The following is a 15,299-nucleotide window of genomic DNA, read 5'->3' on the forward strand; positions in this document are numbered from 1 at the left end:
AAAAATTAAATACCGGGTTATATTATTAATATAAGCAACAAGGAAACATCCCTTCTTCGATTTATATCCCTTTACCCCAAGCTTACGCGCCTCTTCTTTCGGCGCTTAGATCCAGAGAAAAACTTGACCATTGTTTTATTTTGATTCGGCGTAAGCTGAATAAAAAATGAATACAATGCCCACTTATACATTGCTTCGCAACGTGTGGGCCTGCAGGGGCCTTAAAGTCAAAACATAAGTTTTTCTTGCGAAAAACTAAAAGCAGCAAAGGTCAACACCTTAAAACAAATTAAAACCAGCAAGGAGTATTTTGTAGTATGGCAATATTTCATTTATCGTTTAGCATGCTAAAAAGATCCGCAGGAAAATCGTCCTGTTATCTTGCCGCATATAACGCAAGAGAAAGAATAGAAGACGTGAGAACAGGAGACGTGTACGATTATTCATATCGTTCCGACCTGTTCCACCATTGTATTCTTGCACCAGAACACACACCTTTGAATATTGTGGAAAACTCGTCTGTTTTGTGGAATGAAATAGAACAAATCGAAAAAAGAAAAGACGCCCAACTCTCACGTTATTTTGATATCGCTATTCCTGTTGAACTGGATAACGATGCCAAAATCGCGTTAGTGAAAAACTACTGTAAGCGCAATTTTGTCAGTAAAGGAATGATTGCCGATATCTCTTTCCATGACCTTGACGGTCATAATCCTCATGCTCACGTTATGCTGACGCTGCGCGAGATAACACCACAAGGATTTGGCAACAAGAACAGAAGCTGGAACGAGCATGATTTAATGGACGAGTGGCGTGCATCATGGGCCAGAATGTCCAACCGTGCTCTCGAACGCACTGGTTCTGCGAATCGCATTGATCACCGTTCCCTTGCAGCACAGCGTGAAGAAGCCATTGCTCTTGCGAATGCAGCACAGGAAACAGGAAGACAGAATATCGCTAATGAACAACTGGCTAAGGCCATTGAGCTAAATCGCCCCGCGCTTACCAGGATAGACCGCAAATCATGGCACACTAAAAGAGCCAAAACCCTACGTGCCGCAGAACAGGTGCAGGCAGCACAGACCAAACAAGCTGCTAACGATTTCAGGCAGTTGTTTAATAGTGATGTGGGTCATCTCATGATCCTTAACCTCAACACCTTCCATATTGAAGGTCTGAAAGCGAAACCAGCACCACAACATCCGATACAGCGTTCGCCAGAATCTGCTCATCTACCTGAGCTGGTTGTTCACGAAAGAAAACGTCGCTTCAAGCCTGTCCAAGCGAAGCAAAGGGATATGTCCCTTTACTATGGTGTTGCGTCAAAAACAGAAAAACAAAAGCTATTAAGGCGCAAGCGTAAGATCAATCTGCACAAGCTATATGATTTTATTAAAATTTTTATGAGTGTGTTGGTTAAACGTCCTGTTCAGAAAGCAGAAAAACCTATTGGCAGCACAGCACCAAAACCTACGATGCCTACCGTAGCTGATGCGCTGCAAGACGCAAAAATCCTAACGGATATTTCGCTGGATGAGATTATGATTGACCCAGTTACTAAATTGAAGATAACCCGCAGGCAGTGGGAGTCGATGAGGACTACCAGTAAATCAGCAGACGTTTCCGTACCTCCGGACGCCAACTACAACCACGAGCCTGAGAAAAAACAAAAGCCAGACAAAACAAGCGAAGCAATTTTCTTTCCACCGTTACCAAAGGAAAAGAAAGTTTATACAAAATCAAAAGGTTTCACGCTGCCAAAACTTCGCTTTGGTTCTAGCAAGCGCAAAGATGAATAATTTTTAATCAAAACAATCAATTTAGAGTGATTAATAATCGTTTGATAAGCTCGTAACAACAGGAACTTTAAGGCAAAATAGATCAATCCTCCGTATCTGGAAAATGACCGCAATGGCTAGAAAACTCAAAGAAATCAAAACAGACCCGTTAGAGGTCATCCTGTGGAAAGCGGCTGACAAGCTGCGTAAAAACATAGACGCTGCTGAGTACAAGCATGTGGTACTAGGCCTGATTTTCCTCAAATACATTTCAGATTCTTTTGAATCGCATTACGAATTGCTAAAAGATGGGAAAGGCGAATACGCGGGAGCGGACCCGGAAGACAAAGACGAGTACACGGCTTACAACGTATTCTTTGTTCCTGAACTGGCACGTTGGAGTTACCTGATATCAAAGGCTAAACTCCCCGAAATCGGTAAGTTGGTAGATGATGCGATGGAGCTTATCGAAGCGGGTAACCCACAGCTAAAAGGTGTGTTACCGAAAGTCTATGCCCGCCAGAATCTTGATGCCACAGTGCTGGGTGAACTGATAGATCTGATTGGCAATATTGCATTAGGTGATGCCAAAGCACGTTCTGCTGACGTTTTAGGCCACGTATTCGAATACTTCCTCGGTGAGTTTGCATTGGCAGAAGGTAAACAAGGCGGTCAGTTCTATACGCCAAAATCCATTGTAAGCCTGCTTGTTAACATGCTTGAACCCTATAAAGGCCGAGTTTTTGACCCCTGCTGTGGTTCCGGTGGTATGTTCGTTCAATCAGAGAAATTCGTTGAAGCCCATCAGGGTAATATCGAAGATATTTCCATTTACGGTCAGGAATCGAACCAAACCACATGGCGACTGGCAAAAATGAACCTGGCTATCCGAGGAATTAACTCTGAGCACGTTCGGTGGAACAGTGAAGGCTCTTTCCTGAATGATGCCCATAAAGATTTAAAATCCGATTATATCATTGCTAATCCACCCTTTAACGTTTCCGACTGGTCCGGCGAACAACTTCGTGGTGATGCCCGTTGGCAATGCGGGATCCCTCCTGCTGGCAACGCTAACTTTGCCTGGATGCAACACTTCCTGTATCACCTGTCGCCAAAAGGTCAGGCTGGCGTTGTGCTGGCAAAAGGAGCTTTAACCTCTAAAAGTTCGGGTGAAGGTGATATACGTGCAGCGCTGGTCAAAGATGTCAATGTGATTGACTGTATTGTTAACTTACCCGCAAAACTATTCCTGAACACCCAGATCCCGGCGGCATTATGGTTTATGCGCCGTGATCGTGAAAATAGCAGCTTGTATCGAGATCGCAGCAAAGAAATTCTGTTTATTGATGCTCGAAATCTTGGTCATTTAATCAACCGCCGTAGCAAAGTGCTTTCTGACGAAGATATCAAAACCATTGCTGATACATACCATAACTGGCGTAACAAAGGTGGCAACTATGAAGACGTTGCAGGTTTCTGTGCGTCTGTCGATATCAATGAGATTGCTAAACTCGATTATGTACTGACTCCAGGCCGTTATGTTGGCCTTGCTGACGAAGAAGACGATTTTGACTTTAAAGAACGCTTTACGGCTCTTAAAGCTGAGTTTGAAGCACAACTGGAAGAAGAAACTCGTCTTAATAAAGCTATCGCTGAAAATCTTGCGAGGGTGGTTTTATGACTACTAAGAATTTAGTTAAGCTTGGTGATTTTATCACCATAAAACATGGATACGCTTTTTCCGGTGAATTCATTACGTCACAGGAAACTAAAAACATATTGGTAACACCCGGAAATTTTAATATAGGTGGTGGTTTTAAGTCTTCTAAATTTAAATACTACGCAGATGAAAACTATCCAAAACAATATAAACTCAACGGTGGTGATCTGATCGTAACAATGACTGATCTCAGTAAAGAAACTGATACACTAGGTTATGCTGCATTAGTACCCAGTAATAATAAAATTTTCCTTCACAATCAACGTGTAGGGCTTGTGCAAATTTCAAACAACGCTTTAGATAAAATGTATTTGTATTGGAAGATGCGAACTCGTGAGTATCAAGAGTTCATTGCAAATTCAGCAAGTGGTACTTCTGTTATGCATACATCCCCTAAAAAAATATATGATTACGAATTTTCATTACCTCAAATCACAGAACAAAAAGCCATCGCCTCTGTGCTGTCCTCTCTCGATGACAAAATAGACCTGCTTCATCGCCAGAATAAAACGCTGGAATCTATGGCTAACACCCTGTTTAGGCAGTGGTTTATTGAGGAAGCACAAGACGATTGGGTGGAAGGAACATTAAGCAGTATTGCTTCCAACGTAAGAGAGAATGTCACCAAGCAGAACATTTCTTCCGAAGCTCTGTATGTAGGCTTAGAACACATTGATCGCCGCAATATTGCTCTACTGAAAAATGGTAATGGAAGTGATGTAGACAGCAATAAGTCCAAGTTTTCAACTGGCGATATTTTGTTCGGCAAGTTACGTCCTTATTTTCATAAGGTGTGTACAGCCCCGTTTGATGGTATTTGCTCGACAGACATATTAGTAATCAGACCTAAAAATCATAATTTACAGTGTTTTTGTTTATTTGCATTTTTCCAGGATGAAGTAATTGAATTTGCAAACATAGCATCAGGTGGCACAAGAATGCCGCGCATTGACTGGACTTCACTAGCAAACTATCCGATCTCTTTACCCCCAGACGATAAACTCAATGAGTTTGAGAAAATCGTTTCTATACAGGTGAGAAGAATAAATTTTAATGTCCATAAAATAAAAAATTTAGAAAATCTCCGCGATACCCTTCTTCCCAAACTGATGAGTGGTGAAGTACGGGTTCAGTATGCAGAAGAAGCAATCGCGTCAGTAGCATAAAATAATTAAGCGGCAATAAGGACAGTACGCATGGCAAAGATGACCGAATCCGATATTGAAGTAATGGCAATTGAGCACCTGCAAAGTTTGGGCTATGAATATGTTTATGGCCCGGATATAGAACCTAGTGGAATCAGTCCGTTACGTAGCTATCAGCAGGTTATCCTTGAAGATAAAGTGCGTACTGCTCTGCAACGACTGAATCCTCACCTTAATGAACAGAAGTGTGAGGAAGCCTTGAAACAGGTGATGCAGATCAGCACACCTGATCTTATGGCAAACAATCTAGCTTTTCATCGCCTATTGACCGAAGGGATCAATATCGAAATCAGCAAAGACGGGAATACTCAGGGAGAACTAGCCTGGCTCATCGATTTTAACGATCCGACCAATAATGAATTTTTGGTTGTGAACCAGATAACCATCAAAGAAGGCAACCATACCCGACGACCGGATCTTATTTTGTTCATCAACGGCCTGCCATTGGTCGTTATTGAACTCAAAAATGCCGCTGACGAAAATGCTACGGTATCAGGTGCTTATAACCAGATCAAAACTTATCAGAACCAAATCCCCGGCCTGTTTACCTACAATGCGTTTAATGTGGTTTCTGACGGACTGGAAGCCAAAGCGGGGACAGTTTCGGCTGATTTCAGTCGTTATATGACATGGAAAACCGCGAATGGCAAAACGCAAGCAACCAGTACCCAGCCACAGCTCGAAGTTTTATTACAAGGGTTGCTTAATCCTGTAACGCTGCTGGATATGATCCGCCACTTTATCGTGTTTGAAGCCAGCAAACATGAAGACAACAAAGGGATTATCAGTATCCGTACTGTTAAAAAAATGGCGGCTTATCACCAGTACTACGCGGTCAATGCAGCAGTACTTTCCACTATTCGTGCATCGGCGGTAAATGCAGACTCCCCCTCTGCCGAAGTGGCAGTCCGCCAACAGGGACGTAACAGTAAAGATCTCGTTAATGCACAAAAAACCGGAGATCGCAAAGCGGGCGTAGTCTGGCATACCCAGGGGTCCGGTAAATCGCTTTCGATGGTGTTTTATACAGGGAAGATTGTACTGGCGCTGGATAATCCAACAGTGGTAGTGATTACTGATCGTAACGACCTGGATGATCAGCTATTCGGTACATTTTCTTCCGCTACCCAGCTACTGCGACAGACACCGAAACAGGCTGATAACCGGGATGAACTCAAAGAATATTTACGGGTCGCCTCTGGTGGTGTGGTGTTTACCACTATTCAAAAATTCCAGCCTGATGATGGCAGCAATATCTATCAGTTGCTGTCAGGCAGAACCAATATTGTCGTTATCGCTGATGAAGCCCACCGATCTCAATACGGTTTCAGCGCCAAAGAAGTTGACGTGAAAGACAGAGAAGGCAACGTAACAGGCAAACGCACCGTTTATGGCTTTGCCAAATATATGCGTGATGCCTTACCCAATGCTACCTATCTGGGCTTTACCGGAACCCCCATAGAAAAAACGGACGTTAACACACCTGCTGTTTTTGGTAACTATGTCGATATCTACGATATCTCACAGGCCGTAGAAGATGGTGCCACCGTGCGTATCTTCTATGAAAGCCGTTTAGCGAAAATTGCCATCAGTGATGAAGGTCGACAGCTTATCGAAGAGTTTGACGACGAGTTTAATGAGGACGAGCTGACACTTACCCAGAAAGAACGTTCTAAATGGGCCAGAATCGAAGGTCTGATTGGCAGTTCAAAACGTATTAAAGCGATTGCGGCGGATATGGTACAGCACTTTGAGCAGCGTTTGAAATCAAATGCGGATCATGGCAAGGGTATGATTGTTGCCATGTCCCGCCGTATTGCAGCTGAACTGTATAAAGAAATTATCGCACTTAAACCTGAATGGCACAGTGAGGATTTAAGCGATGGCGTGATCAAAGTCGTGATGACATCTTCCGCTGCTGATGGACCAGAAATCGCTAAACACCACACCACAAAAAAAGAACGTCAGGTTCTGGCTAACCGAATGAAAGACGACGACGACAAGCTGAAACTGGTGATAGTGCGTGATATGTGGCTGACAGGCTTTGACGCTCCTAGCATGCATACCCTTTATATCGATAAACCGATGAAAGGCCATAACCTGATGCAGGCAATTGCCCGCGTCAACCGGGTTTACAAGGATAAAATCGGTGGTCTGGTGGTTGACTATCTCGGTATTGCTTCTGATTTAAAAGAAGCCCTGTCGTTCTACTCCGATGCCGGGGGACGGGGTGATCCAGCTGAGGTTCAGGAAGAAGCCGTGACGCTCATGCAGGAAAAACTGGAAATCCTGGAAGGCATGATGCATGGCTACGATTACAAAGCCTACTTTACTGCAACGACTTCACAGCGCCTGACGATTATCCTTGAATCAGAAAACCACATTTTAGGGCTGGATAATGGCAAAGGAAAAATGCGTTTCCTTGCCGCTGTTGCAGCCATGTCTCAGGCATTTGCGCTGGCAACGCCACATGATAAAGCTATGGAAGCAGCTCCCGAAGTCGCATTCTTTCAGGCAGTGAAGGCTCGCCTGAATAAATTCACTGAAAACCCAGACGGCTCAGAAGAGGAACATAATGACAGTCTGGAAGTGCGGGTAAAACAGACTATCGATCAGGCACTGGTCACGGATAAAGTCGTTGATATCTTTGACGCAGCGGGAATACAGAAGCCGGATATCTCTGTACTATCTGATGAGTTTCTTCAGGAAATGAAGGATTATCAGCACAGAAATATTGCTCTGGAAACGCTTAAAAAGTTGCTTGCTGATGAGATCAAGGTTCGCTCGAACCAAAGTATCACCCAAGGTAAAAAACTGATTGATATGCTGACCTCTGCAATCAACGGCTACCAGAACAAGGTACTGACCGCTGCGGAAGTGATCGATGAACTTATCAAGCTTGCCAAGACTATCCAAGAATCCGACAGTCTTGCCAGCCAGTTAAATCTCAGTACCTACGAATACGCCTTCTATTCTGCTGTTGCGGATAACGACAGCGCTCGTGAGCTGATGCAAAAGGAAAAGCTACGAGAACTGGCAGTCGTTCTGACGGAAGCTATCCGCAACAATGTCAGTTTGGACTGGACAGTGAAAGAAGCGGCAAGAGCGAAAATTCGCGTGGTGGTAAAACGTCTGCTTAAAAAATATGGTTATCCGCCTGATATGTCATTGCTGGCTACGGAAACTGTTTTAAAGCAGGCGGAGATATTGGCGGGAGAACTAGGAAAAGGATTTCCCTAATTTACTATATATCAACTATTTTAAGTTACACAGGAGAAGCTAATGGATAGTAGGCCATATCTTAAAACAGCGCTATATATATTATCTCTATGGCTTCTATTTTTATCTCTATTAATAATGTCTTATGACAAGGTATTAGTACATAATGTGTGGGACTACTTTTATACTGAAAACTTTCCTTTCCCAGCTTCGTCATTACGAGTTAGGAATATTGTTTTTATACTCAGCCTAGCTTTTATTATTATCGGCACGATTATTTTGTTCCTTCTTGCAAATAGTTTCGGTTCGGGCTGGTCTGTTGCGTGTACTGTATCAGATATTAGCAATGAAAATCATGAGCATTTAGAGTTTTTAACTACATATATTATGCCCTTAGTTTTTACTGATGTAGATAGTAAGCGAACCGTATTAAATTTAGGATTGATGATATTTGTTATCGGTGCGATATACGTAAAAACAAATAGATTTTATTCAAACCCATCACTTGCAATACTCGGGTTCAGAATATACAAAGCTAGCGTTCATGACAGAGGTGTTAAAAAATGCACAGTTATATGCAGAGGTGTTCTAAAAGAAACAGATAGTATAAAGTATATAAAAATTGACGATGAAACTTATTTGGTTAAAAAAATATAGAGATCACAATATGTTTACTGACATTGAAAATATTTTACAATCTCAAGGTATTTCTGGTGAAGCTTTTTTTGTTGCTGATATTCAAGGTGCAATAGATATATTTAAGGTTAATCTTGAAACTAATGCCGAAGTAGATCTGACCACTTCATTCTCCAAAAGTCTCAGGGATAATGTCATTGAACCTAACAGAGGTAAGGCCGCAATCCCACTTGTGTCAACATTACTGGAGCGAGACAAACAAGTTTTCGAATATGACCATTTAGCAATCAATCACCTCCCTGTTGAATTTACTAAGATGAACGATGTGTTAAATTTCGGGGTTAATGGAAATGCAAAACAGTTTAATTTTGCCACGCAAAGTCTTACGTCGGTAAAGGCAGTAATTTATCACCTTTGTGATGGTAATGGAAACAGCGTAGTAATTTACCAACATAAATACCCCGTCTCCTTACATAAGAAAACGAAAAAATCCTTCTTGAGTTTAAATGGCAGAACATTAGATAAGATAACTCATGACAGCATTGATATAAATGATACTGTTGACTTTTTCCTCTTCCAGAATAAATATTACGCATTGAATATCAAACTGCTTGAAAGAATGTACGGTTTAGAGAGTGTAATAGATAATCTTGCAAACATTTCGACGCCTTTAATAATAAATCTTGGTATTGTTAACATACAAGGCATGCAAGCACCGCTAGATATTTTCAAGGACATGTATAAAGACCGAGCATTTATGCGTAGACTTGCTATGGTTTCAAAAGGAAGCTTGGTAACAACGGGTGTTTCCATTCCTCAAATACAGCAAGTCATACAAAGGTTCCCTGTATTTCAACGGAACATTGATTTATCAGGAGGACTAATAAATCTTAATACAAAAGACCAAAAAAGATACTTCATACGACTACTTAATAACGAAGCATCATTTGCCGCACTTGACAACTCTCCCTTCCTTGCTGTTGAGAAGGATTCTGCCGCCTAAATTGAGAAAAATATTAGGAGAAGCATCCTCAACTTGTTTATGATAGGAGGATGCTTTTCATTGAAATTAAAACTTATCGTATTACTCCACCTTTCATTTTAACCACCTTCGCTGCCATATTGCCATTGTTATGCGTGTTGAACGTCCTGTCGCCAATGTCATAGACAACACCTGTAATCGTGATCTTTTGTCCTTTCCTGATTCTCAGGATATCATCATCTTGGCCTGCATAGTAAGACAGCAATACAGCACCACCACAGTAGTTGGTATCAGGCGTCTGGAAGATAATAGCGTAGGTTTTATGGTCTCGTTGCGCACCAAGATACTTCATTGTGTCGTAGGCTTCCTGTGCTTCCAGTACCGTGGCATTGCTGATGCTTATCTTCTTACCAATCCAGTTCTTTTTACCTGCCATCGCGTTGGCTTCATAATCACGGCAAATAATGCCTAAACCGTTAACGGTTTTCACAGGAAGATTATCAGAGGCAAGAGTTGTGCTATTACTGTTTGATGGGCTTAAAGCTCCGCCCAGAGAAGTTAAGGAAGAGTTGATTGACTCCCCTACTTTCCCGGTTGCGTCGGACAACTGTTGACAACCTGCGAGCGTAAAAGCGGCAGATGCTAATAAAGCCGTGATCGTTTTTTTCATTTTAAATAACCTGCAAAGGATTATAAAAAACTCACTGCCCTGAGTTTGTCATTCTGAACAGTGAGTGGTGGTATTTTTCCCTGGTGTCGGCAAAGCCATTAACGTGCGGTCGGACGAATCCAACTGACTTTATCTTTGGTTTTAAATTTCAGAATAAGCAATGGGCCAAGCATTAACGCGAGCAAAGTAATCACCATGACTGGCGTGGATTTGGTGAGATAGGCCATGACAAATCCCGCAGGAATGCCAATAATCGTTCCAACAACTACCAGCCCCTTAATGGTCTGCTGACTGACGTAGCCTTTTACCCTCTCTGCACCACATCCCCTGCACACCGACACATGCTCCTGCACTTCTGTACCGCAAAACGGACATTCTGACATGCTCTTTTCCTCGCCAGTTCAACTCTAAGTAATTGATATAATTGATCTGAACAAAGGCAGTGTCATATCGTTTTTATCGATCAAATCCACAACATATGATAGTTAAAGACTATCAAAAAAACATTATCGATCGATTTAGACAATTAATAATCGATCGATATAGCTTTATTGATAGATAAAAACTATCAAAATAGATTAATTGATCGATTTAACAGATCAATAAGTTAATGAAATTTGTGATTAATTGAATGCTTTGCACTCCGGGATGGCAGGCATTTACTTAACAAGCCAGCTTCTGAAAAGGTACTTGACTCATAACACGTACCATTCGTCAGCGGTGGACTGATTGAAGCTGTGGAGGATCGCCACAGGCGCACTTATGGTGACTACTATCGGTGCATCCTGTCTCGACATTGGTGTGCTGTTTGTCGGAGCCAGTATGGCGGTGGGATATTCTACTGGCGAACTGGCGAACTGGCAACCAAGGCCAGGGACAACATTGCGGATGTCGGGCCCGCCAGTATGGAGAAGGAAGGCGTTATTGCCACCTGCTCTCATAACGTGTTCATTAATGGCAGACCCTCCGCCCTTGCCACCGGCAGCATGGTGGAATGCGCCAAAGATGCTGGCTCACAGCAAATGGCCGAAGCCTCCATACGTATGTTTATTTACCGCTTGCCAGATGTTCATAAATGGCAAGTTTAACGATGTTAGATGCGGCTATTTAGCTTTTACTGCTTATCATCTTAGTTTGCTTCGATTCCGTTAAAATATAGGATTTAACAAATGACAGACGATCACCATTGAACATAAAATCAGGATTAATGAAGTAATAGTTCTGGATCATAGTTTCCGCGATGAATCTCTTTTCCACAAGTTCTTTCATACCTTTAAAATAAGTTGTTCTGGATATTTTAACAATCGTTTTATCTACAATATCATACGACATTAAAATTGTGTCGGTGTCCTTCTGCTCCTGCATTGCTCTGTACAATATTTCGAAAACCTTTGTCCCTGCCGAGGATAATTCAGTAATCGCTCTTACACCATTAACATAGAGTTTCAAAAATTGTGTTTTATCCACTTCCTGGTATTGAAAAAAACCAGCCCCACCTAAACATTCTCCTGTGTTTTCATTAACAACCATAAGTCTGTCTTTCCCTGTTGATATTCTTTTTACTCCTCCTTTTGTATTGTTGCTCGCAGACATTAAAAATGGGTTTTTAACATGGCGCTGCAATCCTCTTCTTGATTTGTTGAATATTTCTTGTGTCATTTTATCTTCCTTTTTATTATTGTTATTAGCTTCTAATTAACACATTAACTTCATTAGTCAACGCTTAAAGTACATTTATTTTTAAATAAATAGTATTTCAAGTATCAAAGACCGACACTTGAAGTATCAAAATATTATTTAAAAATGAACTCACAGATTTTAAATGAGAATAACAATCGATTATAGTCCCCAAATCACGGACTTTAAGTTCCCGGATCGCGAACTTTGTTTCAAGCTATATCTGGTCTGAGGGCAGTTTCCTTCTTCATTATTAATATATAGCGAAGCGTCAAATGATCGTCATTGTGTTTTATGAGGTAAAAATATTTTATGATCTTTGTTCATCTTATGTAACCCTACACGGATTTTACTCCGCGTCATTAGGTTTCATTTTTTAGTTAAAGAACCAGCGCAACTTTTAGGTTGCGTCATTGGGTTCAAAGGATTTAATCATAATTCTTCTTTAATTTAAGCACACATAGTCCCTGACTCATGCTTCTTTGCCCTTTAAGGGGGCAACCAGCGGGTCAGGACGTAACTATTATCTTTTCTTTTTAGCTTTACAGACCATATCGAGCAAGCCCTCGATATGGTTACTATATTAATTTTTTCATACAGCATATTCGCCTGCTCATATGCTGCTTTAAAAATAAAACCTTTGATAAGGAAGCTGTCTTGATTTCGCTGCTCGCTCAATCGCTATGCGCTCACGCGCACTGATAACTTAAATGACATTGGTTTCAAAATGAGACTATTTTCTTCATCGTGTGAAGACTTTTCTTCATTTTAAGGCCGAAAAATGAAGTAATCACTTCATCAGGTGAAGAAAAAAGTTTTTAAAGTTAAATCAAAAGGGCGAGAGCCTAGGTTTTAGCGATTGAGCGCATTAGCGAAATCAAGACCAGCCATTTATCCAAGGTTTTTAATTTTCGCCTAGTGCGAGCAAGCGAGCATGTAGCTCAGAAAAAACGTTACCAATAGCAATCAGCCCATACCGGCATTGCTGGTTGCCCTTTGGAGGCAAATAAGCAAATGCCCTGTTATGTTGTTTGTTACTGAATAAAGAAGAACATATATTCCGAATGAACCTCAATGGCACAACAGAAACTTGTGCAGGGTTCTGTACATAATAAATCCAAGCAAATAGTTTTCCATAATTATCAAATCTGGCGAAACATCCAGTTTAAGAAAATTTTTTCCAGCACTCGAATACCCTTTATAGCAGCCGTTTCCAGAATTTTTCTGTACTGATACAGGATATGAAATTCGTGGACCATGTTTTCACCTAGTATTCTTTAAATTTTCATAAACAAACGCCTGCACAAGGCGCTCGTCTATTTGTGTTCGCTTTTTTAATCCAGACCTGTATTACTCAATACGAAAACACGTTACTTTTACTATGTTGCCATACTCTTTCCGAATTGCTTTCCTTATACAATCGTTTAACTCATCCTGGAGATTTTTATCTGTATGGTAATCTGCATAAATCCGTTTTTTTGATAAAACAAACCCAGTCGTAGTTTTCTGTATAAATTCATGCACCACAAGCTCCACATTCTTCATCAAACTCATATTGTTTGAGAACGCCCTGCGAAATTCCGGGCTTAACACAAACTGAGTAAATACACGCATACTATCATTATTCATATTTTTCATAATCTATCCTGTTTTTCAAGTTAAGATGAACTTTATTAAAACCTAATATTAATTCTATTTTTATTTCATAACGGTGCACTGTAATCAAAAAATGCATCTGTTATTGTATCGCCATAAAACTCACGCAATAACACCTCAATTGCTGTATTCATGGCTGTCATAGCACCATTCTTGTCATTTAAAATATCCTTCCTTTTATAACCAGACTTGGTAAGCTCTTTTTCATAATAGAAATAATATTCTACAATTAAAGCTTCCATTTCTTTATATGTAGCTATTTCATTACTATTAGTCCCAGAGCTTCTTTTAAATTCAATTACGTTATCTTTACTCATAGCTATCTCCTGTGCTTTTGTGTTTTATTGCGGCTGCTTTATTACGTGATTTATTAATTAAGTTAATAAGCCATTCATCTATTTCACTTTCAATAAATGCAACAGACCTCGCACCAATCTTCACTTGCGATGGGAATCGCTTCTCATTTATAAGCTCATATATTGTGGTTTTACTGATACCCGTTCTTTTAATCACTTCCGGTAGACGAATAAGGTTTTCTTTTCTTTCAGACATGTTGATTTCTCCTCTGCTGTGTCAACGAGGAGAATTATATGGTGAGTGAAGGTCAGAAATGAGTGACGATCCGGACAGGGAGTGACTGCAATTTCCTGTCCGGGAGTTTACGGAAGTTAATCAGCTTCTGTTTCCGAGAGTTTCATGACGTCTGAAACTCTCCAGTTTTTCATCTCATTGTTTTTATTGATATATAGATTGAACTGACGCAAAAAATCGACCTTTACAGCTTTCATCGCCAGCGGTCTGTCCGTGTCCTTGATATGGTGTGCATGTCGGATTCGGTTGTCGTCGTCGTCATCTGTATAAAGTAACCGTGAGAGACGGTCATCTGCCATCCGCAGATTGTTTTTTGCGGCCCATATAATAATGTCCAGCATAGGTATGATTCGGTAGTTAATGAGCTTTTTAATGGTGCCATGACCAAAGCGAACCGGATCAGGTGGAGATTCAGGTATGCCTTTAAACCTTCTCCATTGCGGTAAAGCGGCTTTTATAGACTCCGTGATTTCCTCATCGGTCCCATTAGCCAGATCCACTTCAAGAAGTATGCTTGTTGGAAATTTATCTTCGAGCACCTCTGTTATCACCTTTCCTGAGTGAGCCAGATTGATACGGTACGTGTTATCTCCAATCCAGTAGTACATCTCATTCAGCATGGCTGTCACGCTGATTTGTGCCAGCCTTTCAGTTGTTGTGAAAAAGAAATGCGGTGGCTGGTAGAGACGCACATCAGGATTCATGTTTTTTACCATCTGGGGTGTCACCAGAAATGGTTTCCCTGACACGATGTTTCCATAAAACATGCCTAAAAGCCGTGTTTCCTCCTCATCCGGATTCTCTTTAAAGAAAAGTGTTCTCACCCAGATTTCATAGTACAACTCCTGCAACGTCAGGGAGTCAAACTTCCGGTAAGTATCTATATCCAGCCACTTCCTGATTTTTTTGTTAAATTCCGAAGACCAGTTCCTCATCAAAACCTCACTTATATATTGTTCTGCACAGATACTATCAGTGAGGTGGTCATTCAACTACCGCTGTAAACAATCGGTGCAATTTGACAGAAGGTGGTAAAAAGAGTATTAGTTCGATAGCGTTCGCCAGAGAACGGTGAAGTAAACAATTGATTAAATTTGACTTTTTATCCCTCACAGATAAAAATGATGGCATAAATGATGTAACAAAATAACTATATAAATAAATT

General features: G+C 41.0%; 14 protein-coding genes. 7 read left to right on the forward strand and 7 right to left on the reverse strand.

Features of this window, described 5'->3' with window-relative positions; translation table 11 throughout:
- The first annotated feature begins 317 nt into the window (after positions 1 to 317).
- From mobQ to F3I21_RS07135, 6 genes are all read left to right on the forward strand, one after another.
- Positions 318 to 1,799 (forward strand): MobQ family relaxase, encoded by a 1,482-nt coding sequence (gene mobQ, locus F3I21_RS07110; RefSeq protein WP_150058596.1) that lies wholly within the window; start codon positions 318 to 320, stop codon positions 1,797 to 1,799.
- A 112-nt stretch (positions 1,800 to 1,911) separates the two neighbouring features.
- The gene (locus tag F3I21_RS07115; protein ID WP_150058597.1) at positions 1,912 to 3,459 is read left to right on the forward strand and encodes a class I SAM-dependent DNA methyltransferase; all 1,548 of its coding nucleotides are present in this window, start codon (positions 1,912 to 1,914) and stop codon (positions 3,457 to 3,459) included.
- Positions 3,456 to 4,664 carry a restriction endonuclease subunit S gene (locus F3I21_RS07120; protein ID WP_150058598.1) on the forward strand — a complete coding sequence of 403 codons (1,209 nt, stop codon included), beginning with the start codon at positions 3,456 to 3,458 and terminating at the stop codon, positions 4,662 to 4,664. The genes F3I21_RS07115 and F3I21_RS07120 overlap by 4 nt, the downstream gene beginning before the upstream one ends.
- Before the next feature lie 30 nt (positions 4,665 to 4,694).
- Positions 4,695 to 7,943 (forward strand): type I restriction endonuclease subunit R, encoded by a 3,249-nt coding sequence (locus tag F3I21_RS07125; protein ID WP_150058599.1) that lies wholly within the window; start codon positions 4,695 to 4,697, stop codon positions 7,941 to 7,943.
- Positions 7,944 to 7,985: 42 nt separating this feature from the next.
- Positions 7,986 to 8,579 carry an anti-phage protein KwaA gene (gene kwaA, locus F3I21_RS07130; protein ID WP_058701661.1) on the forward strand — a complete coding sequence of 198 codons (594 nt, stop codon included), beginning with the start codon at positions 7,986 to 7,988 and terminating at the stop codon, positions 8,577 to 8,579.
- Between the two features lie 10 nt (positions 8,580 to 8,589).
- A complete protein-coding gene (locus F3I21_RS07135) occupies positions 8,590 to 9,561 on the forward strand; it encodes a Kiwa anti-phage protein KwaB-like domain-containing protein (RefSeq protein ID WP_150058600.1) in 972 nt (323 codons plus the stop codon).
- A 73-nt stretch (positions 9,562 to 9,634) separates the two neighbouring features.
- On the opposite strand, the gene F3I21_RS07140 is transcribed toward F3I21_RS07135, so the two are convergent.
- Together F3I21_RS07140 and F3I21_RS07145 are read right to left on the reverse strand one after the other, a co-directional pair.
- Positions 9,635 to 10,210: a hypothetical protein gene (locus F3I21_RS07140; protein WP_058701659.1), complete on the reverse strand. Its 576-nt coding sequence runs from the start codon at positions 10,208 to 10,210 to the stop codon at positions 9,635 to 9,637.
- Between the two features lie 98 nt (positions 10,211 to 10,308).
- On the reverse strand, positions 10,309 to 10,593 hold the full coding sequence (locus F3I21_RS07145) for a zinc ribbon domain-containing protein (protein ID WP_058701658.1): 285 nt from the start codon (positions 10,591 to 10,593) through the stop codon (positions 10,309 to 10,311).
- Positions 10,594 to 11,115: 522 nt separating this feature from the next.
- Here F3I21_RS07145 and F3I21_RS23570 point away from each other — a divergent pair.
- Entirely contained in the window at positions 11,116 to 11,298 is a 183-nt protein-coding gene (locus F3I21_RS23570) for a PAAR domain-containing protein (RefSeq protein ID WP_150058601.1), read from the forward strand.
- Between the two features lie 19 nt (positions 11,299 to 11,317).
- On the opposite strand, the gene F3I21_RS07155 is transcribed toward F3I21_RS23570, so the two are convergent.
- From F3I21_RS07155 to F3I21_RS07175, 5 genes are all read right to left on the reverse strand, one after another.
- Positions 11,318 to 11,869, reverse strand: coding sequence for a replication/maintenance protein RepL (locus F3I21_RS07155; protein ID WP_150058602.1), 552 nt, complete (start codon positions 11,867 to 11,869; stop codon positions 11,318 to 11,320).
- A 1,368-nt stretch (positions 11,870 to 13,237) separates the two neighbouring features.
- Positions 13,238 to 13,525, reverse strand: coding sequence for a hypothetical protein (locus F3I21_RS07160; protein ID WP_058701655.1), 288 nt, complete (start codon positions 13,523 to 13,525; stop codon positions 13,238 to 13,240).
- A gap of 65 nt (positions 13,526 to 13,590) precedes the next feature.
- Complete coding sequence (locus F3I21_RS07165; RefSeq protein ID WP_150058603.1) at positions 13,591 to 13,860, reverse strand: hypothetical protein; 270 nt, start codon at positions 13,858 to 13,860, stop codon at positions 13,591 to 13,593.
- Positions 13,853 to 14,095 carry an AlpA family transcriptional regulator gene (locus tag F3I21_RS07170; protein ID WP_058701653.1) on the reverse strand — a complete coding sequence of 81 codons (243 nt, stop codon included), beginning with the start codon at positions 14,093 to 14,095 and terminating at the stop codon, positions 13,853 to 13,855. The genes F3I21_RS07165 and F3I21_RS07170 overlap by 8 nt, the downstream gene beginning before the upstream one ends.
- A gap of 116 nt (positions 14,096 to 14,211) precedes the next feature.
- The gene (locus F3I21_RS07175; RefSeq protein WP_058701652.1) at positions 14,212 to 15,069 is read right to left on the reverse strand and encodes a DUF6387 family protein; all 858 of its coding nucleotides are present in this window, start codon (positions 15,067 to 15,069) and stop codon (positions 14,212 to 14,214) included.
- Positions 15,070 to 15,299 lie beyond the last annotated feature (230 nt).

The organism is Pantoea sp. B_9 (assembly GCF_008632015.1).
Taxonomy (GTDB): Bacteria; Pseudomonadota; Gammaproteobacteria; order Enterobacterales; family Enterobacteriaceae; genus Pantoea; species Pantoea dispersa.